Raw genomic sequence first — 22,404 nt, 5'->3', positions numbered from 1 at the left:
TAAGATACTACTATCTTATGGCAAGAACAATAAGTCGTAAATCTTACAACGTTTTCAATTTCAATAAATTGAAAACTATGAAGTGCTTATATTTAATAATGAATGTACTCATAATCGCCTGGATTATAAATAGTTTCATAAGCAGGGAATGTTGCAAAACCAGTTCCACCTTCAGAAATAAGAACTGATCCATCAGCATTCACACGTTCCACAACCGCAACATGTCCATATTGCCAATCAGCATTCCAATTACCAACACGTTGGCCACGAGCAAACACCATAACAGCACCAACATGTGGAATTCTATTAACTAAATATCCAAGCCTACGAGCAGTATTCGCCCACTCAGCACCATTACCCATGTAGGAGCCAACAGGCAGACCAAGTTGCGAACGACGCAAATAAGCCCATAACGTGCATTGACGAGCAGGATAAGCAGAACCACCAACAGTGTTTCCAGTATTATGCCCGTAGCAGAACTTAGAACCTTCTGCGCAATTTCCAGGAACAGTATAATTCATACCATTAGCAGCGCCATTAGAAAGTTGCATCGGAGGAAGGTAAACATTCTTCCCAGAACTTCCATTCAATTGCTGACGATTACCAGCATTCGGATCGGCTTTAGCGAATGACTTATTAGCAAGAGCACGCGCTTGAGCATCGATGGCAGATTTCATTGCTATAATTTCTGCAGCCTCACGCGCAGACTGAGAAGTCAAACTACTCTTTTGACCTTCCAGCTGCTTACGAATCTCTTCACCATGATCTCGCAAACTTTGCAAGGACTTTTTGCGATCATTGGCAGCTTTCGCAGCGATTTGAGCACTTTGCGCTTGGGCATCCGCCTGCTGCTTTAACTTGGTTATTTCTGCTTCAATAGCAGCCAAACGCTGACGACGATTCATAGAAGTATTCAACTTGATAGCAGCATCATTAGCAGCGTTTGCTTCACTTCTAGCAACAGCAGCCTCGGATTGTAACTTTCCAACAAACTGTTCTGTGGTAGTTGATTTAGTCACAATATCCATAACATTAGATGCCTGAGAACCATGGAAACTCTTACGAGCAAGCTGTGCTACAGCAGCCTTAGCATCATCAAAATCTTCACCAGTTTTTTTAATTTTCTCTTCCAAATCACGCTTATCTTTTTGTGCAGACTCTAGACGCTGCTGCGTTGATTCTACAAGACTGCGCGCCTGAGAAGCTTGCTCTTCTGCTTGTTGAGCAGCTCGTATTTGATTTGGAATTTTATGCTCATTTAAATCATTCAATTCAATGATCTTATTTGCAAGTTGTTTACTTACGCCAGCAAGTTGGCGCTTCAAATTCTCGTTTCGTTGTATTTTGCGCCTATATTCCTTCATGTTGACAGCACTTGCTGTAGACGCATTAAATAATGCACCAGCAACACCAGCAAACATCATTGAAATAGCAACTATTAAACTCACTACAGTATGAGTGCGTCGAATTGCATACATGCTATGTCGATCTTCGCTCATATCACTTCCCTTTCAACATCACTATTGCGAATTATACCGTAATGCAAGGAATCACGCGAGTTTCTACTTCAAATCTTCTAAAATAGTACTTTTACAATACTCATACGAAAATAACGCAAATAATTACACACCTATTATTTTGCATTTTAAGCTTTTAAGTATCGTCTCAAAGCAATAGCAGAAGCAACTATAGATAACACCACTGCACCAGCTACAAGTATTGGAACGCATAGCCACACAGTTGTTTGAGTAACAAATGGCATCCAACGCACATTCTGCGCAAGCCAATCAGTTACAAAAATTTTAACTACTAAACTTAGCGCAGCACCAGCAAGTAAAGAACCTACAAACGACGCGAACGCTCCTTCAAGAATAAACGGCATACGAATAGTCCAGTTAGAGGCACCAACTAAGCGCATAATTTCGGTTTCTTGACGACGGCTAGCAGCAGACATTCGAATCGTAGTGCCAGTAAGCATAATAGCCACAACAACCATAACCGCTGCAAGCACAATTGTCACAACAGTAGCGCGATTAAGCACACTGAAAACAGGATCAAAAATCTGACGCTGATCAACAACTTCTTCCACACCATCGCGTCCAGAAAGAACTTCTGAAACAACCTGATATTTCATAGGATTAGTAAGCTTCAAGCGCAACGAATCTTGCATGTCTGCCGCAGTTAAAGTACGTCCTTGATACATTCCGTTAGGATATTGCTTTAAGAATGTGTTTTTATAAAATTCGTTGCGGCTAACATAAGTGATATTTGAAACATCATCGCCTAATTCTTGGTGAATAATATGCTCCAATTTTACAATTTCGGCACTAGTAGGCGCTTTTCCAGAAGCACAAGAAGGAGATTGGCTAGTTCCATCCGGGCACAGCCAGGCAACCACTTCTACTTTGTCATACCAGTCACCTTTTGCCTTGGTAATCTGCGCTTGCATAAGCACTGAAACACCAATAAAAAGGAAAGAAATGAACGTTACAAGCATAACCGAAAGAATCATCGAAACATTACGACGCAAACTAATGCAAGTTTCGGAAAAAATAAATCGTAAACGCATTACTCTGCTCCTTCAGTTTTATTAATGTCATTATTGCTATCGTCAACACTAATGTTCTCATTATTAGTATTTTCAGCTGCAACAGGTGGCTTAGGCGGAGCTGGAGGCATAGGAGGAAGCTGAGATTTACGCTCAGATTCAGCATCGGATTGCAACTTACTTTCTGCTTCTGATTGCAACTCATCGCTGGTTTCGGATTGTGATTCTCCGCTCACTTCAGAGTTTTCAGTAGATTCAGTAGATTCAGTAGATTCAGTAGATTCAGTAGATTCAGTAGATTCAGTAGATTCAGTAGTTTCATTAGTTTCATTAGTTTCAGCAGTTTCGTGAGATTCGGCAGTTTCATAGGATCCTTTATTATCTTCCGAAATCTCAACTTCTGAATCATTCTCTTCAACATCTTCATTATCGTTTGCAGAAATCAATCCACGTCCCCAAGTCATTGTTGTTTCCAAAGACTGGAACACTTCGCCATAACGACCAGTCCTGCCAGAATGGACAGACTGAGCCAAACGTGCAATTCCTTCATTCTCTGAAGTATCACTCTTCAACGATTGCGTTACCATGTCAACAACTTCACGCGCCTGAGCAGCACGTTGAGCTTTTTTAGAAAGCCTCTTATGACGTTCAGTATGCTCAGATTGAGCAATTGATTTTTGAGCATCACGATCTGATTGATCTTGAGAATTTTCAACAGTTTGTTGTGCTTTAGAATTATGCTCAACTTCACTATCCGGGAAATACAATGCAGAATCATATGATCCTTCACGCTCATCACGCACAATTTTGCCGGCATGAAGCTCCACAACGCGCTTACGCATTGAGTTCACAATTTCCTCATTATGCGTAGCCATAACAATCGTTGTGCCAGTTCGGTTAATAGCATCCAAAACTTCCATAATTCCAAGAGAAGTAGTTGGATCCAAATTACCAGTAGGCTCATCTGCAAGAATAATTTGAGGGTGATTGACATATGCGCGAGCAATTGCAACTCGCTGCGCCTCACCACCAGAAAGCTCATGTGGGTAATTATTTTCTTTACCAGTCAAACCAACCGTTTCAAGAACACGAGGAACAAGTGAACGAATCGTAGACCGACTCGTGCCGATCACTTCCAAAGCAAAAGCAACATTTTGGTAAACTGTTTTATTATTAAGCAGCTTATAATCCTGAAAAATAAAGCCAAGAGATCTACGATACTGCGGCACCTGTCGGTTAGAAAGTCTGCGCAAATCGTTACCGGCTACGTGAATTTCCCCACCATTTGCTTCTTCTTCGCGAAGCAGCAAACTAAGCAATGTAGTTTTACCAGAACCGGAAGCGCCAACAAGAAACACAAAATCTCCGCGATCTACATGCAAAGACACATCGTCTAATGCAGGACGTGTACCTCGAGGATATATTTTTGACACATGATCTAATGAAATCAGCGACATTGTTTCAATTCCTTCCGAAGATTATGTGTAATTGTTGGTTTTTAGTTCTAGCTTTAGTTTTATTTAAGATTCTGCTTCAGCTTCTTTTTGAGCCGCAACTCGCTGCTCGTGACGCCAACGAATACCAGCTTCAATAAAACCGTCAATATCGCCGTCAAAAACAGCCTGAGTTTGCGAAGTTTCGTAGCCAGTGCGCAAATCCTTCACCATCTGATAAGGGTGAAGCACGTAAGAGCGCATTTGATCTCCCCAACTTGCCTTAATATCTCCAGCAAGTTCCTTCTTTTTTGCAGCTTCCTCAGCATGCTTAAGCACAAGCAAACGCGATTGCAAAACTGCCATTGCAGCGGCGCGGTTCTGAATCTGGCTTCGCTCATCTTGCATAGAAACAACCAAGCCGGTTGGCAAATGCGTAATACGAACAGCAGAATACGTAGTGTTCACGCCCTGACCTCCTGGCCCTGAAGCTTGGAAAGTATCCACGCGAATATCCGAATCCGGAATATCAATATGATCCGTAGCTTCAACAAGAGGAATTACTTCAACAGCAGAAAAACCAGTTTGGCGACGTCCTTGATTGTCGAATGGCGAAATACGAACCATTCTGTGAGTGCCACCTTCTACAGAAAGACGACCATACGCGTACGGGGCATCCACTTGGAAAGTGGCTGATTTAATACCAGCCTCTTCTGCATAAGACGTGTCCATCATCTTAGTTTTATAGCCGTTTCGCTCAGCCCAGCGCAAGTACATACGAAGAAGCATTTGAGCAAAATCGGCAGCATCCACACCGCCCGCACCAGAACGGATCGTAACAACCGCAGAACGAGCGTCATACTCGCCGTCAAGAAGAGTCTGAACTTCCATATCGTCCAACTCGTGAGCAATATTTCCAAGCTCTTCTTGAGCCTCATTCATTGAATCAGCATCGCCTTCTTCTTCACCAAGCTCAATTAAAGTCTTAGTATCTTCAATACGCTGTTCAACAGCTTGCAAACGCTTCAATTGAGACTGAGCTGCAGAAAGCTTACTCGTGACTTGCTGAGCATGCTCAGAATCGTCCCAAAGTCCAGGCTCTGCAGCCTGCTTTTCTAAATCAGCAATCGTAGCCTTCAACGAATCGACATCTAGTGCTTTAGAAATCAAAGAATACTTTGCTTCAACATCATTTAACGCTTGGGAAAAATCAAATTCCGCCATTTACTTAAAGTACCTCTTTACATACCTGTTTTACGCAATTACTACTCGCAAAATACTTACAAAATCAACTATTGATAAGTTTAGCGCACGGTCAAAATCTCAGGACCGTTTTCCGTAATTGCAATCGTATGCTCAGTGTGTGCACCGCGAGAACCATCAGCAGAGCGAAGAGTCCAACCATCCTTAGGATCCTGGTAAATTTCGTCAGTAGTCTTTAAGAACCATGGCTCAATTGCAATCACAAGACCTGGGCGAAGCTTGTAGCCATGGTGAGCAGTTCCATCGTTAGGAACATGCGGATCGCCGTGCATAATATGACCGACTCCGTGACCGCCAAACTCAAGATTTACGCTATAACCATACTCGTGAGCAACGCAACCAACAGCTGCAGAAATATCGCCAAGACGGTTGCCAGGCTGAGCCATATTAATACCAGCCTCAAGAGCTTCCTCAGTGCACTTAATTAAGCGTAAATCCTCAGGATCAGCATGCTTTCCAACCACAAAACTAATAGCGGAATCACCAACCCATCCATCGACGTTAATTGCCAAATCAAGGGTCAACAAATCGCCGTCTTTAAGGTTATAATCAAAAGGAACTCCGTGAAGGACAGCATCGTTTACAGAAGTGCAAATATAGTGCGCAAAAGGACCTGTACCAAAATCAGGAGCGTAATCAACATAGCAAGAAGACGCACCTTTGCGGCTCATAATTCGCTGACGAACGAAGTCATCAATCTCAAGAAGATTCGTGCCAACTTTGGTCATTGCTTTCAAGTCTTTAAGAATACTACCGACGAAGCGACCTGCAGGCTTCATCGCTTCAATTTCAGATGGAGTTTTAAGTTCAATCATGCTTCAAGACTAACGCGCAGGCACGAAAATAAAGCAAAATATAGCGAAAATACTAACTAATAGTGTCGCTTAATACTTGTAAGCTAATCACATGTCTAACAACAATGAAAACAATAGTAATAATAGTAATAATAAGGAATCGCAGAAGGAAATTTCTGCTGTAGATTTCGACCCTGCCTCCTTCTCGTCGGCTACTCGTCCACAAGACGATTTATTCCGTTACGTAAATGGTCCTTGGATTGACACTTACACTCTCCCAGAAGACAAACCAATGTATGGTGCTTTCCACAAGCTTGCAGAAGATGCAGAAAAGCAAATTCGAGATATTTTAGAAAACGAAAATTGCCCAGCCAAAAAGTCGCAAACCTTATACCGTAACTATTTGGATACCGCATCTATTGAAAAAGCTGGAATTACGCCAATTAAGGGCGATCTAGACGCTGTGGATTCAGCAGAAACTAAGGAAGATTTGGTTCGCACTATTGGCGCGCTTAATCCGTACGGCGGTCCAGATGCAATGTTTTATTTTGGAGTTTACGGAGATCCTAAAGATCCTAAGACGAATATTATGCATATTGAGCAATCGGGATTGGGCTTGCCAGACGAAGCATACTATCGCGAAGATAACTACGCTCCAATTCGCACTGAATATGTAAAAATGGTAGCTTCGTTGTTGAGATTGGCTGGTTACGGAGATACCGCCACTACCCAAGCTCAAGCCGAGCGTTTTTTGAATGTTGAAACTAAAATCGCGAAGCACCATTGGGATAACGTGGCAACTCGCGATTCTCAAAAAACTTATAATCCTTGCAATTATGCTGATTTGGCAAAAAATCTTGAAGCGCTGAATCTCGACGCTTTCTTAGATGCTGCACAAAAAGCGTACGAAACTTGCGAAGAAGCAGAACATCAACCAATCAATCTTCGTGAAGCTTTTAGCAAAGTAGTAGTTCACGAGCCAAGCTTTATAGAAGGATTGAATAAGATTTGGCAGGAAACTAACTTAGAAGATTTAAAGCTTTGGGCACGCGTGCACGTGATTTTGTGCTGGGCAATCTTACTGAGTGAAGACTTTGCCGAAGCTAGATTCGACTTCTACGGCAAGGTGCTTTCTGGAGCCACAAAGCAACGCGACCGCTGGAAGCGAGCAGTCGGAGTTGTTGACGATGCTTGTGGCGAGGAAGTTGGACGCGAATACGTGCGATTGCATTTCCCTGAGTCTTCTAAGGAATATATGCAAGGCTTAGTTGACAATCTTATTAACGCTTACCGCGAGTCGATTTCTCACAGCAGCTGGCTTGGCGAGGAAACTAAAGCGAAGGCTTTGGAAAAGATTAGTAAATTTGAGCCAAATATTGGTTACACAAACCATTGGGTTGACTACTCTGCGCTAAATATTAAGGAAGACGCTGATTTAGTTGAGAATATGCGCGAAGTTTATCGATTTGGCTTTGGTAAAAATACTGCAAAAGCCGGAAATCCTGTGGATCGCGAAGAGTGGCAGATGACTCCGCAAACTGTGAACGCTTACTACGATCCTCTGCTGAACGTAATCGTGTTCCCAGCTGCTATTTTGCAACCACCATTCTTTAACCCAAGCGCTCCAGACGCAGCAAATTATGGTGCTATTGGTGCCGTGATTGGTCATGAAATCGGTCACGGTTTTGACGATCAAGGTTGCGAATACGACGGCGACGGCGTACTTAACAATTGGTGGACTGAAGAAGACAAAACCAACTTCACTGAGCGCACTAAGAAGCTTATTGAGCAATACAATGCTTTCACACCAACGCAGCTTATTGTTAAGTACTCTCACTTGAAGAGCAAAGAAGAGCGCAATGCGATGCCTCACGTAAACGGTGCTTTAACAATCGGCGAAAATATTGGCGATTTAAGCGGCGTGACTATTGCGCTTAAAGCATACGCTTTCGCCTTGCAAAAGAGCAAGGGACAAGAAATCAACGGAAGTGATGATGCTATTCGCGAAACCTTGCTTAACGCTCCTGAAGTAGATGGTTTCACTGCTTTGCAGCGATTCTTCTTAAGCTACGCGTTAGTATGGCGTTCCAAGGCTCGTAATGAAATTGCGGAACAGCTGCTTCAAATCGACCCGCACTCCCCAGCCGAATGCCGCACTAACGGCATTGCTCGCAACGTTGACTTGTTCTACGATGCGTTCGATGTTCAAGAAGGCGACGAGATGTGGCTCGACCCAAGCGAGCGCGTGCACATTTGGTAAAGCATCTCAAATTGAGCACAGAAAATAGAAAATAAGAAATAGAAAAGCCTGCAAGCGTTCTTTACTAATCGTTTGCAGGCTTAATTTATATAACCTTATAAGTTTTTATTCTTCCGCAGAGGCAGAACCTGCAGAAACAGCTTCTTCTGCAGCAAAATCTTGCGAAATAGTCTCATTTGAAACAGCTTCTTCTGCTACAGCAGGAGCATTATCAGCAGCATAATCATTATCAACAGCAGCATCAGCAACTTCTGCTACAGCTTCAGCATCAGCAACAGCAGTATCAGTATTAGCAACAGCAGTGTCTACAGAAGCAGCTTTTGTACGCGCATTTTTGCGTGACTTATAAAGTAAAATAGAAAATACAACTACAGCACAAAGAATAATTACCATTGCAATTACAGCAACCACCATTCCAGAAATACCAGTTTTTTCAGTATTTTTAGCGGAATCTTTACTATTTGCAATTTGAGAATTAACCTTATTGGCTAAATGCTTATTTTTTCCAAATGCTTTCTTTTTGCTAGATCTATCACCCTTATGTTTTTTCTTATTTTTATCGTCCTTCTTATCTTTCTTATCTTTTTTATCCTTGTCGTCCTTTTTATCCTTATCGGATTTAGCTGCCTTAGTATTATTCGCTACTGCAGCAGGACGCTGATAAACTTGAGGGCTTCCATAACCAATTTTGCCATCAGGATAGTCAATATCACCGTTATATTCCGACAAAGTTAAATCACCAACAATGCCGTACGGACCGCCTTGAGCTTCACCATAACCAAAGGAGATATTTCGTGGATTCAAAATTTGATACAAATGACCATTCTCGTCAGTAAAGGCACCACGAGTAGCGCGCAATGGTCCCTCTTCATTTTGAATCCATAAACGCATAGAACCAGCAAGATCTGTACCCCAGCTTAAGTTTTCACCCCAAGCTTTTCTACCATTAAAATCAGGTGCGCTTTTACCATCTGGAGCAAAATGACCAAATTTACCATGTTGAGCAGTCTCTTGTGCGCGACGATACGCATCCTCTTCATTTGCGGAATCGTATTGAATATTATTCACATAAGCTTGTTTAGTTAAACCGCAACGACTCACATAATCTTGCAAAGGAATTCCTTCAAAGTAAATACTACGATCGTCGTATAAACGCGAACGTGCATTACGAATTGAAGCCAGCACATAGCGCACTACATCAACAGATCGAACCCAGCCAACACTACGTGCAACGTTTTTTTGTTTAATAATCGGGTTTTTAATAGACAGGTTTGACGTAGACGAATTAGATGCTTCTTTGCTTAATTCTAACGAATTTATGCCCATCAAATTCATATTCATGGAGCTTTGTGCAGACAAGCACACAAAGGATACTACAGCAAGCAGGCTTATCAGCGAACATACAATATGCTTCACTACAGCACTTTTAACTATCGTATTCTTCGAATTCATTGAACTATTCGATTTAAAACCAAATGATTTAAATAAATTAGATGAGCATGAATTTACATGCATAGCTAAATTGCGCACCAATCCCTGCTTATTATTTTTCATAGTAAAAAACTCTTCTTCTGTTCATTCAATGCAACAAATATAGGTTAATAGTATCTCTTAATAAGGAATTATTGCGAAAATGCTTGCAATCTTGCTGTTTTACAAGTGATTTTATTGTCAATATTTTTAATAAATTGTGGTTAAAACATAGCTTTTAACCACAATAAAAGAATTTTCTAGAACAATTCTCGCAAAACATTCATAGTTGTTATTACTGCGGCATTTCCTTGTGGCTGCGAAGCTCAGGGGCAATGATGGCTCTGATTTCGGGGCTGAAATGGCTGCAGTCCAAATCGTGAAAGGATGATGAATATGGTACAACAACAGTCAACTGTGACTATTAGCGGATTTGTAGGCGCAGAACCAATAAGTTTTGGACGCAACGAAAATTCTCCTGCTTGTTCTCTACGAATTGCAAGCACACAATCTTATTATCGAAATGATGAGCAGCAATGGCATGAGCGTCCAACCACATGGATGACTGTGAAGGCGTATCGAACTTTGGCTTCAAACGTTCTTAAAAGCGTGCATAAAGGTGATGCAATTGTTGTTTCTGGAAATTTGAGTACTGAAAGTTGGACAAAAGACGGCAATGATTATAATCGCATAATTTTAGAAGCGGCTACTATTGGTCACGATTTAAATCGTGGAACTACTCAATTTACAAAGCGAAACGCTGATTCCGCTAAAAATGATCATACGAAAGAAAGTAATCAAGCACAGCAGAACAATAGGGCACAACAAAATAACTCTAACGCAAGCATTTCGAATGATGAATTTGGGGGCGAAACTGACATTTAAGAAAAATAAATCGCAATTCTAAAAATCCACTAAACTCACACCACAGTAAAAATTAATATGAACACAATAAAATAGCCGCCAAGAATCAACATTCCTGGCGGCAAATCTATTTATTCTCTATTTCGCAAATTAAGTATTTCCTAATTTACTGAAACTGAGATATCTACTACTACTTAATCACATGTATGTCATCAGAAGAAACCGATGGCTGACCATAAGGCAAATCACCACCATGATACATAATGCCATTAGGTTTCGTTGCAATAGTAATTCTCTTACCTTCGTATTGTTTGAAATTATTACTAGTTCCATCATTAGAGTCACTGATAAGCACAGCTACTTTATTAGCGAAAGTAATAGTTGGTCTTAAAGCACAATCCATAAAACCATTAGCCACTGTAACTGAAGATGGATTATCTAGCAAAAGAACAGTAAAGCGTGCATTATCATCATAAGTGTCTGGGAAGCCAGTAGTATCATCCTTATCAGCGCCAGGTAAGTTCTTAGCTTCTTCCTTACTTAAGGTCTTTATTGTTCCAGTGTAGACTTGGTAACCCTTTTCAATCCAATTCTGAACATTCTTATTATGCTCACGCACTTTTTGTGAATTCTCTTCATTATTCACTAATGCGTCAACGCCTCTCATGTCTGAAATTGAAATAAACGACGGCATTACTACTCTTGATAATTCATCAGTTCCTTGAACAACACCATCGCTTCCTAACGGATGCTCAACAGTTTCAGAACTAGTTGTGAATTTATGATGTTTATTTAGGCGATATATTGTTTTTGTCCAAGGCATATCTCCATCACTTGTAGCATCGGAACCAAATGGAGCAAGTGTAACTATTCCATCATGATTCTTGTTAAAATACAAAGTTGCATATGAATCGCTACTAGTGGTCAAATCTTCAGATTTTATAAGCTTTTTACCATCGTAAGAAGCAACACGAACGCCATATGTAGCGTCTATCATTCTAGTAGTATCAGCGCTGCGCGAAGACGCAATCACTAAATCTGGGATAGAGTCTTTGTTTATATCCCATAGCGTGTAGTAATACTTCATGTCACTACTGTCGGAAGATTTGGTTTCGCTAAAATCTTTTAGAACTTTTTTATATTGTTTTCCAGCCTCACTAATTACGTTATTATGAGACCCATCAGCACTATTTACTCTTTTATTTAGATTCAAAAAACAAACTATTCCAGCAATTACCACAACTAATGCAACTACTGCCGAAATAATAATTGTTAATTTTGAATACTTACTTTTCTTATTCTTAAGCGCGTCTACAGGCTGCTCATAAACCTGAGTATACAGTTGCTGTTCTGATTGGTTATAAACTGCTTGCTGCGGATTATTTATTTGTTCTGCAGAAGTTTGCGAACCAATAGAAGAATCAATCCTCGCTCCACACTCATTACAAAATTGCTGATCATCACTAATTTGTGATCCACATTTTTCACAAAACATATGTGTAACTTCTTCCTATTACGTATATATAAAACAAGTGGGATGCAAACGCAGAGCCCACAAGTTATTAATATTTCTCACGATTCAAAATTACGCACCAAATTTTACTTATTCAAAAGTATTTTGACACGCTTTACAATGCGGCTTGCAGCTTCGTCAACTGGAACTGCTTCAACGTTTGAGCCGTTGCGATCGCGGATTTCAATCGTACCGTTGTTCACGGTATCGCGACCTGCTACAGCAATCAGCGGCACGCCAACAAGCTCAGCATCCTTAAACTTCACGCCTGGAGAAACCTTTGGACGATCGTCGAAGATTACTTCGATTCCCTGCTTACTAAGCTCCTCAACAACCTTTTCAGCAGCATCGAAAGCAACTTGATCTTTGCCTGTTGCAACCACGTGAACTTGAGCTGGAGCAATCGCCATAGGCCATGCGAGACCAGCGTCGTCGTGATGCGTTTCTGCCAAGCATGCGATCACGCGGCTAACGCCAATACCGTAGCAGCCCATCCAAACTGGCACAGCTTTACCGTTTTCGTTAAGAACGCTTAAGCCCAAAGCCTTAGAATACTTTAAGCCAAGCTGGAACACCTGACCGATTTCCACACCGCGTTCGAAGCTAAGCGGACCAGAACCATCTGGGCTCATATCGCCGTCACGAACCTGGGCTGCTTCAACAACGCCGTCAGCCTCAAAATCGCGACCGTAAACAGCGTTGTAAACGTGCTTTCCGTCTTCGTCAGCTCCTGAAATCCAGGCGCTTCCCTTTGCAACGTGAGCATCCATCAAGTAGCGAACAGGATTTTCAATACCACTACCCTCTTTGCGAGCTTGAGGACCTAATACGCTAAAACCAATGTAGCCCTTAACAAACTCAGGATGAGACTTCAAATCATCCTCAGTTGCTTCTTCGATTTCTGCAGGAGCAAACTGAGCTTCAAGACGCTTCATATCTACCTGGCGGTCACCTGGAATACCAATAGCAACAATTTCGCGCCATGGCTCCTCATGCTCGCCACCCTCAGCATCAGCCGGGTGCTTAACAGCAATAATCAGATTCTTCAAAGTGTCGTCTGCTTGCCATTCGCGGCCATCTTTACGCGGATGCAAATCGTTAGAAACCTTAACCAAAGCTTCAATCGTCTTAGCGTCTGGAGTTTCGAGCGCTTCTGCTGCAGGAGTTGCCGAGTAATCAACATCAGACATTTCTGGAGTGGTAAGAGCCTCAACATTCCAAGCTTTTCCGGAAGGAGCGAGAGCAAAAGTATCTTCACCAATTGGCATTGGAGCCAAGAATTCCTCAGAATCAGAACCGCCCATTGGACCGGAAACAGCGTGAACAATCACGTATTTAATGCCCAAACGGTTGAAAATTCGAGCGTAAGCAGCGCGCTCTTCAACATAAGCAGACTTCAAACCATCTTCGTCAATTGAGAACGAGTAACCATCTTGCATAATAAACTCGCGGCCGCGGATAAGACCTGCGCGAGGACGGAATTCGTCGCGATACTTCGTTTGAATCTGATACAAAGTAACAGGCAAATCCTTGTACGAAGAATACATATCCTTAACAAGGAGCGTGAAAACTTCTTCGTGCGTTGGAGCAAGAAGATAGTCAGCTTCATGACGATCCTTAAGGCGGAAGATGTTGTCGCCGTATTCTTCCCAACGGTTTGTAGCCTCATAAGGCTCACGCGGAAGAAGCGCTGGGAAGTGGACTTCCTGCGCACCAATACCGTTGATTTCTTCGCGAATAATCGCTTGAACCTTGTTTAAAACCTTGAGTCCGAGCGGCAACCAAGTCCACACACCTGGGGCAGATTTACGAATATAGCCTGCGCGCTGCATAAGTTTTGCGGAAGTCACGTCCGCGTCTGCAGGATCCTCGCGCAGCGTACGAAGGAACAGCTGAGACATACGAAGTACATTGGAATTCATGCGTTCCAATCTATTTGCGCATGAGGACATAAACACTTGTTTACACAGCTAAACAAACAAGCCAAAGCAGCGACAAAAACCCAGTTAAAACTCCGGCAAATGTTTCCCAAATACGCAAAAACGACAACAAACGCCAGAGAAAATACACGGCAAATGTTTCAAAAAAGCACCAAAACGCTCGCGCGGGTAACGCGCTCGCTACGAAACTCGCGTTGGAAGTCCCCCGGACTTCCAACTTAAGCGAGTTTCCGCTCCGAGTTGCCTTCGCGCGCTAAATCGCAGCGCTCAGGCAGGTCGTCGCGCAAATGTTCCACAAAAAATCGCACTAAAACTCGTCATCGAAGGAAAACTCTTCATTATCTGCGTAATTGACAGCGCCAAAAATGTCAAACTCTTGCTGATTTGCAGAATCGCCCTCAAACTTATCTGTCAAAAATACAGAAGCACCATCGCTAGCAAGCATCTCACTCGCACGTTTGGAAGCATCGCGCAAAGATCCATCTAGTAGAACGGCATCAACTGAAACGCTAAACGCGCGATCGTTAATACCTTCCAAATAAAGACCGCCCAGATTTTCCACGCGAGAAAGCGCAACATATCCCATTCCAGGAGCGAAAGTTCTACGCAAATCCATTACCGCACTATCGAGCGTCATACCTTGCGACTTATGAATCGTAATTCCCCACGCGCAACGAAGAGGCACTTGATTTACGCTAGCAAGTACAGTCTCACCGTCCGTCATTTCCCACGCAGCTGGCTTAAGAGTGACAATATTTCCGTTTTCAAACTCAACAATCGGCCAGCCACCTTTAGATTCAGGCACAAAACGCAACACACGTCCAACAGAGCCGTTTACATACTGCTTTTCTTGGTCATTACGCAATGCCATCACAGCAGCTCCGACCTTCAAAACTAAACGCTCCGGAGCAAGCATATTCTTCTTTAAGCGCTCAACGAGATTTTTAGGTCCTGCTTCCGTTGCAACGAATTCGTGAGGCTCAGCATTAATTTCCGCAAGCTGCATATTATTTAAGCCATCTGCTTGCGCGTTCGTTGGGAAAAGATGTACTGCAACTTCGTCATCTTGCGGATACTCACCAAGACGGCTGGCCAACACTTGCTTATCGTCGTCACTTACTAGACCGCTACGAATATCTGTTAAAACATCAAGTAACTTACCGTCGTCTTGACGATGTTGCTCAGTTAAATAGCACACAACAGGTTTCAAAGCATCCCAGGCGAAAGATTCCGTAATATAGCCTTCCGGATTTTTTCCAGCTGCAGCATACTTTTCGCGCGACGAAATAAACTCCGGGCTCGGCTCGAACACGTCACGATTTCGCATAGAAGTGCTAACAGGAGGCAGCTGGAAGAAGTCGCCCGAAATAACTACTTGAAGCCCGCCGAAAGGAGCGGGATTTTTGCGCACTTTTCGGCATACTTCGTCAACCATGTCGAAAAGCCACGCGTGTATCATTGAAACTTCGTCCAGCACGAGCACGTCCGTGGCTTTTATGCGCTTTCCTCGCCTAGCTCTAATGGTTTTAAGAAGCGTATCCGTAAGTGCGTTTGCAACTCCAACTCCACTCCAAGAGTGAATGGTTTGACCGTTTAAATGAGTTGCTGCGATTCCGGTAGAAGCCGTTACAGCCACGCTTAAACCGTTCTTTCGCATTTCGCGAATAGCTTCGTTTAATACGTAGGTTTTACCTGCACCCGGAGCGCCGGTAATGAACGCGCTTGCACCAGCGTTGATTATGGTTAGAGCTTCGGATTGCTTCATCGGCAGTACCTTTTATTGTGTTTAATACGTTTAGTAGTCGCGCTTTTCTGCGGAATTTACGTCTTCTAGCGCCTCTCCGCGGCGTTCGTAGTCACGAAGCAAGCTCGTGCTTTCAATGTGCTGTGCGCCAGCTTTTGCTTGAGACTCACTTGGGCCTGGAGCTGGAACGAACATCATATCGCGGTAGTAACGAAGCTCGTCAATCGACTCAATAATATCCGCGAGCGCACGGTGACCGCCATGTTTTGCCGGCTTATTGCGGTAAACGTCCGGGTAAAGCCTGCGCGAAATTTCCTTCAACGTGCTTACGTCTATTACACGATAGTGCAGATTTGCCATTAAATCTGGCATGTAACGGTCGAGGAACTTTTTATCGGAACCGACGGAGTTTCCAGCAAGATGAGCTTTTCCGCGAGCCGGCAGGAAGCGCTTTACGTATTCAACTACCTGCTTTTGTGCTTCTTCCAAAGGCAAACCATTCTTATTCCACTCGTCAACAAGTCCGGAAGAAGTGTGCATATTGCGCACAAAATCGTTCATATGAGCCACAGCAGCATCGCTCGGCTTAATCACTAAATCAATGCCGTCGTCCAAAACTTTCAGATTAAAGTCGGTTGGAACTACAGATACTTCGCATAATTCGTCGTGGAAAATATCGAGTCCCGTCATCTCGCAATCAATCCAAATTAAGCGCGACTCTTCCGGCGTAAACGTAAGATCTTCCTTAGCTTCAGCCATTTTCGTTCCTTTCCTAATATTTTTTCGAACCCATCAGCCTACATCTTCGTAGAGACGAGACACGTATTAAAAACGACGAAAAGCAGGCAAGTTGTGAGTAACTTGCGTAACTTTTCGCCGTTTAAAATAGTTGCGATTTATACGCGATTTAATCGCGCAACTTACGCACCACGCGATTTAGTTGTGGAAACCGCTGTAGTTTGGCGCTTCTGCAGTCATCACAATATCGTGAGGATGAGATTCACGAAGACCTGCATCAGTAATACGAATAAAGCGTCCGCGCTCTTGCATTTCCTTAATATTGTGAGCACCAACGTAGAACATGGACTGATGCAAGCCACCAAGCAACTGGTAAAGCACAGCGTTAAGTGGACCGCGATATGGAACTTCGCCTTCAACGCCTTCTGGAACCACCTTATCGGAGCTGGTAACGTCTGCCTGGAAGTAACGATCCTTCGAATAAGACTTCTTACCACGAGGAGCCATTGCGCCAAGCGAGCCCATGCCGCGGTAAAGCTTGTACTGCTTGCCGTGAAGAAGAACCTTCTCACCAGGAGCTTCCTCGCAGCCAGCCAAAGTGCCACCGAGCATAACGGTGTCCGCACCTGCAACCAAAGCTTTAGCAATATCGCCGGAATAGTGAATGCCGCCGTCTGCAATGCATGGAATACCAGCAGCCTTGCAAGCCTGAGCAGCGTCGTAAACTGCAGTAAGTTGAGGTACACCAACGCCTGCAACAACACGCGTAGTGCAAATAGAACCTGGGCCAACGCCAACCTTTACAGCGTCAACGCCAGCATCAATCATAGCCTGTGCGCCTTGGCGAGTTGCAATATTTCCGCCAATAATTTGCACGCCGTCGAAAGCCTTATCTGCCTTAATGCGACGAATCATGTCGAGAGCCAAGCGAGCCTCGCCGTTTGCGGTATCGACCACAAGCACGTCAACTCCAGCTTCCATAAGAGCGCACGCACGCTGCCAAGCATCACCAAGGAAGCCAATGCCAGCAGCAACACGCAAGCGACCTTGATCATCCTTAGTAGCATCCGGATACTGCTCAGTCTTCACAAAGTCCTTAACAGTAATCAAGCCTGTAAGCTTACCTTCAGCATCAACCAAAGGCAACTTTTCAATCTTGTTATCCGCAAGCAAGCGGTGAGCATCTTCCTTAGAAATATCGGAAGGACCAGTGACGAGATTTTCGCGCGTCATCACGTCCTTAACTTTCAAGCGATCGTAATCTTCGGAAGCAATAAAACGCATATCGCGGTTGGTAATAATACCAACTAAATGATTTTCGCTATCCACTACCGGAAGACCAGAAATATGGAAACGCCCGCACAATTTATCTAAATCGGCGAGCGTAGCATCTGGGTGAACAGTAAGCGGGTCGGTAATCATACCGGATTCACTGCGCTTAACAATATCAACCTGCGCAGCTTGATCATCAATAGAAAGATTGCGGTGAAGTACTCCAATACCACCGTTACGCGCCATGGCAATAGCCATATCGGACTCGGTAACAGTATCCATAGCTGCCGAAATAGTCGGCACTTTCATGGTAATTTCGCGAGTCAGACGAGTGGAAGTATCCACTTCGGACGGAATAACATCAGTTTCGTTTGGAAGCAAAAGGACATCGTCATAAGCGAGACCGAGCTTCTCGAAAATTGGTGGAACAGGAGCATACACGGATTTCGTGTTAATATCAGTTGTAGCCATAGGGTTACTATACGTTTTTGCTATGACGTTTGCCGAAACTCCGAACGAAACGCTACGAATTGCGAAGTTCGGGCAGGCGGCGACGCAAGTACGGCATCATTGTGAGCACAGTAAGCAACGCAGCAGCAAGAATCATTCCAACAAGCACATACACAGCTTTAAAGAACAAAATCATAATAGAGCCAAACGCAATCAGCGCCGCCCATCCCCACAAAATCAGCACAGCACCTTGCACAGAATGTCCGATTCTAAGCATGCGGTGATGCAAGTGCATGCGATCCGGATGCATTGGCGACTGCCCTTTAGCAACACGCCGCGTAATCGCCAAACACATATCAAGAACCGGCAAAAACAGCACAAGAATCGGCAACAAAATCGGCATAAATACAGGCAAATAAATACTCGTGTGAACGGCGGACGGATCCAAATGGCCGGTCATAATAATCGACGCGCAAGTAATTAAGTAGCCGATTAGCATGGAGCCGGAATCGCCCATAAAAAGTTTCGCAGGATGCCAATTGTGCATGATAAATCCAACGCACATACCTACCATTGCAACGTCAATAAGAGTTGCCATTGATGCGTAGGATGGCGACGTGCGCGCGAGCATGTAGGAGTAGGTTGCGAAGGCAATTCCGCCAATTGCAACAATTCCGGAAGCCAGTCCGTCCAGCCCATCTACAAAATTTACTGCATTAATTGAAGCAACGATTAGTATTGCAGTTATTGCGATTGACACGCTTGGAGATGCCGTCACGAGTGAACCGAGCGGCAAAGTTACGATTTGCAACCCTCCCCACGCTACAAAAACAGCTATAAGCAGCTGACCGGCAAGCTTTAGCATCCAATCTAAATCCCAAATGTCGTCGCATACCCCAAGCAGGCATATCATAACGGCTCCTGCTAGTACAACCCACGGCTGGTGCGTTCCTGCAAAAAGCCCAGAAATAAATGGCATAGAACTAGCGAATGCCATCGCAACTGCAAAACCAAAAAGCATACCTACACCACCCATACGTGGCGTTGGAATAGTATGCACGTCGCGAGCGCGAACTTTGCCAACAGCACCCATACGGATCGCAAGGTGACGAACAAGCGGCATAATAAGCCACGTAGCACCGCCTGCAATTGCTGCAATAAACAGGTATACCCTCATGAATGCGTCCTTTGCTATGCGATTACTTTGTTGGTTTTAGCAGCGTTTGCTAAATTTTTCGCTTGCTTATTTTGATTGTAGCGATTTGTTAGTACCAGAAATTTAGTATCAGAAATAAGTTAATAAACTTACTCACTTAACGCATTACGAATTTCGCACTCCGAAATCACACCTTCGCGCAAAATCACAATACCGTCTTTATCGCTTGAATCCGCACCAACTACCGTGCTTGCCACGTGCGAGCGAGTTGGACCTGCGTTCAAATACAGCGGAATTTCGTTGCCGAAAGCCTCAAATGCTTCCTCGACGCTGTCTGCACTTTCGTTACCACTGCGATTCGCGCTAGAAGCAGCCAGCGGGCCCGTAACGCGCAAAATTTGCATTAATTCCGGGCAATCAGGCACGCGCACACCTTGAGTTGATTCGATTGCTTGAGTTGTTTCAGTTTCTTGAGTTTTCTCATCAGTCTCATTCGTTTTGCACAGCGTTGCAAGTTTGGACGCAACCGAGTCCTTCTTAGCGCGCGCAATCGGAGAATATCCACCCGGAAGGAACTTTTTGCCTAAAATATCCAGCGGAGACGGCAAATACAGCCCAAGTTTTTCTAAATCTTCCACTCCGCTCATTAAAATTTGCAACGCCTTCGTGCGCGGCCTGCGCTTAAGCTCGTAAATTTTTGCAACTGCAGCTTCATTAAATGGGTCACAAGCAACGCCATACACAGTGTCAGTTGGCACTACGATTACGCCGCCTTCGTTAATAATTTGCGCTGCCATTTGCAGTGATTCTCCGTTGCAAATTTTGCTCATTTTTGCCTCTTTTGTTGCTTTTGTTGTTTATTTTGCTTATTTTCTTCTATTTGATTCAAGTCATATATCTGATTCAAGTCATATTTTTGCGCAAAAGTGTATCGCGGTCTGCCTGTTAAGTCGTTTCCAACTCGAGTACACACAAAACCTAGGCTTTCCGCGTACTTTTTAAGCGCATCTCCTTGCGAAATATCATGCTCCATAACCATAGCTCCCCCGGGTTTAAGAAGCGCAAAAGCCGCGCGCATAATCTGCTCCGGAATAAGCAAGCCATCCACAGAGCCGCCGTACAACGCAAGCGGAGGATCATATTCTCGCACTTCAATCTGTTCCGGCACTTGATTTTCCGGCACGTAAGGCGGATTCGTTATTACTAAATCTACTTTGCCGCAAATTGCGTGAAGTTCAGGAGTTAAATCTGAAATATGCGCTTTTGTTGCATCTGCAAGAACAGCATGGTATCGACTGGAAATCTGCATATTTTCGTAATTCTTTGCAGTTTCTTCAGAATTTTTTCGCAAATATTGAAAAGCTTCAGGAGATTTTTCTACAGCCCACACTTGCGCGTCTGCAACTTCCGTTGCAATTGACAATCCGATTGCTCCCGAACCTGCGCATAAATCGACTACCGTAGGCTTGCTAATATGCGATTCGCACAACCAATCTAGGCCAGCATCAACAACAACTTCTGTTTCCGGACGCGGCACAAAAACGCCCTTGCCAACGCGCAAATCCAAGTAGCGGAAAGGCGCGCGACCAATAATATGCTGCAACGGCTCGCGAGAAGCACGCCTAGATACAAAATCGCTATATTTGCTAGCATAATCGGGCGAAAAATTCTTGTAATCACCCATAAGCAGAGCTTTGTTTAGCTCAGCTAAGCTCACTCCGCAAGCGTGAGCCAGCAGCAAGCGCGCATCATATTCTGCTGACTCCACACCTGCAAACTCAAGCTTTTTAACAGCATCGCGCAAAACTCGCAAAAGTTCTTGCATTTTAAGAATCGTTTAGAAATTTTAATCGGCTACTTACTTGGCTTGCGCTAAACGGTCAGCTTCATCCGCCTGAATATCACTGTCGATAACAGGCTGCAAATCGCCGTCAAGAACCTGGTCAAGATTGTAAGCCTTGTAATTCGTGCGATGATCCACAATACGATTTTCTGGGAAATTGTACGTGCGGATTCGCTCAGAGCGGTCGAGCGAACGCACCTGTGAGTGGCGCATATCCGCCGCTTCTGCTGCCTCCTGCTCGTGCTTCATAGCGAGCAAACGAGACTTTAGCACGCGAAGGGCTGCCGCACGGTTTTGAATCTGCGACTTTTCGTCTTGCATGCTAACAACAATTCCGGTTGGAATATGCGTCATGCGAACCGCGGAATAAGTAGTGTTCACGGACTGTCCACCAGGACCGGAGCTCATGAAAATGTCGATCTTCAAATCTTTTGGATCGATTTCGATTTCGTCGTCATCTTCGTCTGCTTCTGGAAACACGATTACGCCGGCTGCGGAAGTCTGTATGCGCCCCTGCGATTCAGTAACTGGGATTCGTTGCACACGATGCACGCCACCCTCGTACTTCATGCTTGCCCACACGCCGTCTTCTGGAGCAGGAGTACCTTTTGCGCGAATCGCAAGCTGCACGTCTTTTACGCCGCCAAGTTCCGTTGAATTTTCGCTTTGGATTACGGTAGTCCAGCCGCGCTTTTCGGCATAACGCATGTACATACGCAATAGATCGCCAGCAAACAGAGCAGCTTCTTCGCCGCCTGTGCCAGCTTTAATTTCCATAATCATATCGCGCGCATCATCCGGATCCCTAGGAATTAATGCCGTGCGAAGCTTTTCTTTTGCTGCTGGAAGCTGCTCTTCTAAGCGCTTAGCTTCTTCAGCAAAATCTGGGTCGTCGCTTGCCATTTCGTTTGCGGCTTCAAAGTCGTCGCAAAGCTGCTTGTAATTTAGGTAAGCATTTACGATTGAGCCGAGTTCTGCGTGCCTGCGGCCGAGCTTGCGAATAGCGTCCGGGTTTGACGCAACTTCCGGACTTCCCATGCGACTTTCAATATCGCGATACTCTTCTAACGCGGTAACTGCTGCCGGGAATTGTTCCTCTACTGACTCAGCCATCAT

General features: G+C 44.1%; 17 protein-coding genes. 2 read left to right on the top strand and 15 right to left on the bottom strand.

Annotation, left to right across the window (positions count from 1 at the left end; genetic code table 11):
• Positions 1-92: 92 nt before the first annotated feature.
• The 5 genes from HXT26_RS01515 to map all read right to left on the bottom strand — a co-directional run bounded on the left by HXT26_RS01515 (position 93) and on the right by map (position 6,059).
• Entirely contained in the window at positions 93-1,499 is a 1,407-nt protein-coding gene (locus HXT26_RS01515) for a CHAP domain-containing protein (RefSeq protein ID WP_004107459.1), read from the bottom strand.
• A 146-nt stretch (positions 1,500-1,645) separates the two neighbouring features.
• Positions 1,646-2,569, bottom strand: coding sequence for a permease-like cell division protein FtsX (ftsX, locus tag HXT26_RS01510; RefSeq protein ID WP_004107457.1), 924 nt, complete (start codon positions 2,567-2,569; stop codon positions 1,646-1,648).
• Positions 2,569-4,005, bottom strand: a complete 1,437-nt coding sequence (ftsE, locus tag HXT26_RS01505; protein ID WP_422112040.1) for a cell division ATP-binding protein FtsE — start codon at positions 4,003-4,005, stop codon at positions 2,569-2,571. Before ftsE ends, ftsX begins: the two co-directional genes overlap by 1 nt.
• 63 nt (positions 4,006-4,068) lie before the next feature.
• Entirely contained in the window at positions 4,069-5,205 is a 1,137-nt protein-coding gene (prfB, locus tag HXT26_RS01500; RefSeq protein ID WP_004107453.1) for a peptide chain release factor 2, read from the bottom strand.
• An 80-nt stretch (positions 5,206-5,285) separates the two neighbouring features.
• Positions 5,286-6,059 (bottom strand): type I methionyl aminopeptidase, encoded by a 774-nt coding sequence (map, locus tag HXT26_RS01495; protein WP_004107450.1) that lies wholly within the window; start codon positions 6,057-6,059, stop codon positions 5,286-5,288.
• Positions 6,060-6,150: 91 nt separating this feature from the next.
• On the opposite strand from map, the gene HXT26_RS01490 reads away from it, so the two are divergent.
• Entirely contained in the window at positions 6,151-8,298 is a 2,148-nt protein-coding gene (locus HXT26_RS01490; RefSeq protein WP_101886099.1) for a M13 family metallopeptidase, read from the top strand.
• Between the two features lie 105 nt (positions 8,299-8,403).
• Here the strand turns inward: HXT26_RS01490 and HXT26_RS01485 are convergent, their stop codons facing one another.
• Positions 8,404-9,750 carry a CAP domain-containing protein gene (locus HXT26_RS01485; protein WP_410295083.1) on the bottom strand — a complete coding sequence of 449 codons (1,347 nt, stop codon included), beginning with the start codon at positions 9,748-9,750 and terminating at the stop codon, positions 8,404-8,406.
• Between the two features lie 414 nt (positions 9,751-10,164).
• Between HXT26_RS01485 and HXT26_RS01480 the strand changes: the two genes are divergently transcribed.
• A complete protein-coding gene (locus HXT26_RS01480; RefSeq protein WP_032842545.1) occupies positions 10,165-10,653 on the top strand; it encodes a single-stranded DNA-binding protein in 489 nt (162 codons plus the stop codon).
• Between the two features lie 169 nt (positions 10,654-10,822).
• On the opposite strand, the gene HXT26_RS01475 is transcribed toward HXT26_RS01480, so the two are convergent.
• From HXT26_RS01475 to prfA, 9 genes are all read right to left on the bottom strand, one after another.
• The gene (locus HXT26_RS01475; RefSeq protein ID WP_231880158.1) at positions 10,823-12,127 is read right to left on the bottom strand and encodes a zinc ribbon domain-containing protein; all 1,305 of its coding nucleotides are present in this window, start codon (positions 12,125-12,127) and stop codon (positions 10,823-10,825) included.
• A gap of 104 nt (positions 12,128-12,231) precedes the next feature.
• On the bottom strand, positions 12,232-14,067 hold the full coding sequence (locus HXT26_RS01470) for a proline--tRNA ligase (RefSeq protein WP_032842546.1): 1,836 nt from the start codon (positions 14,065-14,067) through the stop codon (positions 12,232-12,234).
• Between the two features lie 325 nt (positions 14,068-14,392).
• Positions 14,393-15,850: a PIF1 family DEAD/DEAH box helicase gene (locus tag HXT26_RS01465; RefSeq protein WP_004107434.1), complete on the bottom strand. Its 1,458-nt coding sequence runs from the start codon at positions 15,848-15,850 to the stop codon at positions 14,393-14,395.
• A gap of 30 nt (positions 15,851-15,880) precedes the next feature.
• Positions 15,881-16,588, bottom strand: a complete 708-nt coding sequence (gene orn, locus HXT26_RS01460) for an oligoribonuclease (protein ID WP_004107431.1) — start codon at positions 16,586-16,588, stop codon at positions 15,881-15,883.
• Between the two features lie 177 nt (positions 16,589-16,765).
• On the bottom strand, positions 16,766-18,310 hold the full coding sequence (gene guaB / locus HXT26_RS01455; RefSeq protein ID WP_112928771.1) for an IMP dehydrogenase: 1,545 nt from the start codon (positions 18,308-18,310) through the stop codon (positions 16,766-16,768).
• 52 nt (positions 18,311-18,362) lie between these two features.
• Positions 18,363-19,466, bottom strand: a complete 1,104-nt coding sequence (locus HXT26_RS01450; protein ID WP_116442795.1) for an MraY family glycosyltransferase — start codon at positions 19,464-19,466, stop codon at positions 18,363-18,365.
• Positions 19,467-19,594: 128 nt separating this feature from the next.
• Positions 19,595-20,275 (bottom strand): L-threonylcarbamoyladenylate synthase, encoded by a 681-nt coding sequence (locus HXT26_RS01445; RefSeq protein ID WP_422112039.1) that lies wholly within the window; start codon positions 20,273-20,275, stop codon positions 19,595-19,597.
• Complete coding sequence (prmC, locus tag HXT26_RS01440) at positions 20,272-21,270, bottom strand: peptide chain release factor N(5)-glutamine methyltransferase (protein ID WP_174143295.1); 999 nt, start codon at positions 21,268-21,270, stop codon at positions 20,272-20,274. The genes HXT26_RS01445 and prmC overlap by 4 nt, the downstream gene beginning before the upstream one ends.
• A gap of 33 nt (positions 21,271-21,303) precedes the next feature.
• The gene (prfA, locus tag HXT26_RS01435) at positions 21,304-22,401 is read right to left on the bottom strand and encodes a peptide chain release factor 1 (RefSeq protein ID WP_004118799.1); all 1,098 of its coding nucleotides are present in this window, start codon (positions 22,399-22,401) and stop codon (positions 21,304-21,306) included.
• Positions 22,402-22,404: the final 3 nt, after the last annotated feature.

It is taken from the genome of Gardnerella sp. DNF00497B (genome assembly GCF_049262725.1).
Lineage (GTDB): Bacteria > Actinomycetota > Actinomycetes > Actinomycetales > Bifidobacteriaceae > Bifidobacterium > Bifidobacterium leopoldii.
The sequence above is the reverse complement of the archived record's forward strand: the minus strand, read 5'-3'. Positions and strand labels throughout refer to the sequence as shown.

Coding starts and splice junctions, on each gene's coding strand:
- orn (WP_004107431.1), bottom strand. CDS start 16,588: ATGGCTGAAGCTAAGGAAGATCTTACGTTTACGCCGGAAGAGTCGCGC.
- HXT26_RS01445 (WP_422112039.1), bottom strand. CDS start 20,275: ATGAGCAAAATTTGCAACGGAGAATCACTGCAAATGGCAGCGCAAATT.
- ftsE (WP_422112040.1), bottom strand. CDS start 4,005: ATGTCGCTGATTTCATTAGATCATGTGTCAAAAATATATCCTCGAGGT.
- prfA (WP_004118799.1), bottom strand. CDS start 22,401: ATGGCTGAGTCAGTAGAGGAACAATTCCCGGCAGCAGTTACCGCGTTA.
- HXT26_RS01480 (WP_032842545.1), top strand. CDS start 10,165: ATGGTACAACAACAGTCAACTGTGACTATTAGCGGATTTGTAGGCGCA.
- prmC (WP_174143295.1), bottom strand. CDS start 21,270: ATGCAAGAACTTTTGCGAGTTTTGCGCGATGCTGTTAAAAAGCTTGAG.
- map (WP_004107450.1), bottom strand. CDS start 6,059: ATGATTGAACTTAAAACTCCATCTGAAATTGAAGCGATGAAGCCTGCA.
- HXT26_RS01450 (WP_116442795.1), bottom strand. CDS start 19,466: ATGAGGGTATACCTGTTTATTGCAGCAATTGCAGGCGGTGCTACGTGG.
- HXT26_RS01470 (WP_032842546.1), bottom strand. CDS start 14,067: ATGAATTCCAATGTACTTCGTATGTCTCAGCTGTTCCTTCGTACGCTG.
- HXT26_RS01515 (WP_004107459.1), bottom strand. CDS start 1,499: ATGAGCGAAGATCGACATAGCATGTATGCAATTCGACGCACTCATACT.
- HXT26_RS01485 (WP_410295083.1), bottom strand. CDS start 9,750: ATGAATTCGAAGAATACGATAGTTAAAAGTGCTGTAGTGAAGCATATT.
- HXT26_RS01490 (WP_101886099.1), top strand. CDS start 6,151: ATGTCTAACAACAATGAAAACAATAGTAATAATAGTAATAATAAGGAA.
- ftsX (WP_004107457.1), bottom strand. CDS start 2,569: ATGCGTTTACGATTTATTTTTTCCGAAACTTGCATTAGTTTGCGTCGT.
- HXT26_RS01475 (WP_231880158.1), bottom strand. CDS start 12,127: ATGTTTTGTGAAAAATGTGGATCACAAATTAGTGATGATCAGCAATTT.
- guaB (WP_112928771.1), bottom strand. CDS start 18,310: ATGGCTACAACTGATATTAACACGAAATCCGTGTATGCTCCTGTTCCA.
- HXT26_RS01465 (WP_004107434.1), bottom strand. CDS start 15,850: ATGAAGCAATCCGAAGCTCTAACCATAATCAACGCTGGTGCAAGCGCG.
- prfB (WP_004107453.1), bottom strand. CDS start 5,205: ATGGCGGAATTTGATTTTTCCCAAGCGTTAAATGATGTTGAAGCAAAG.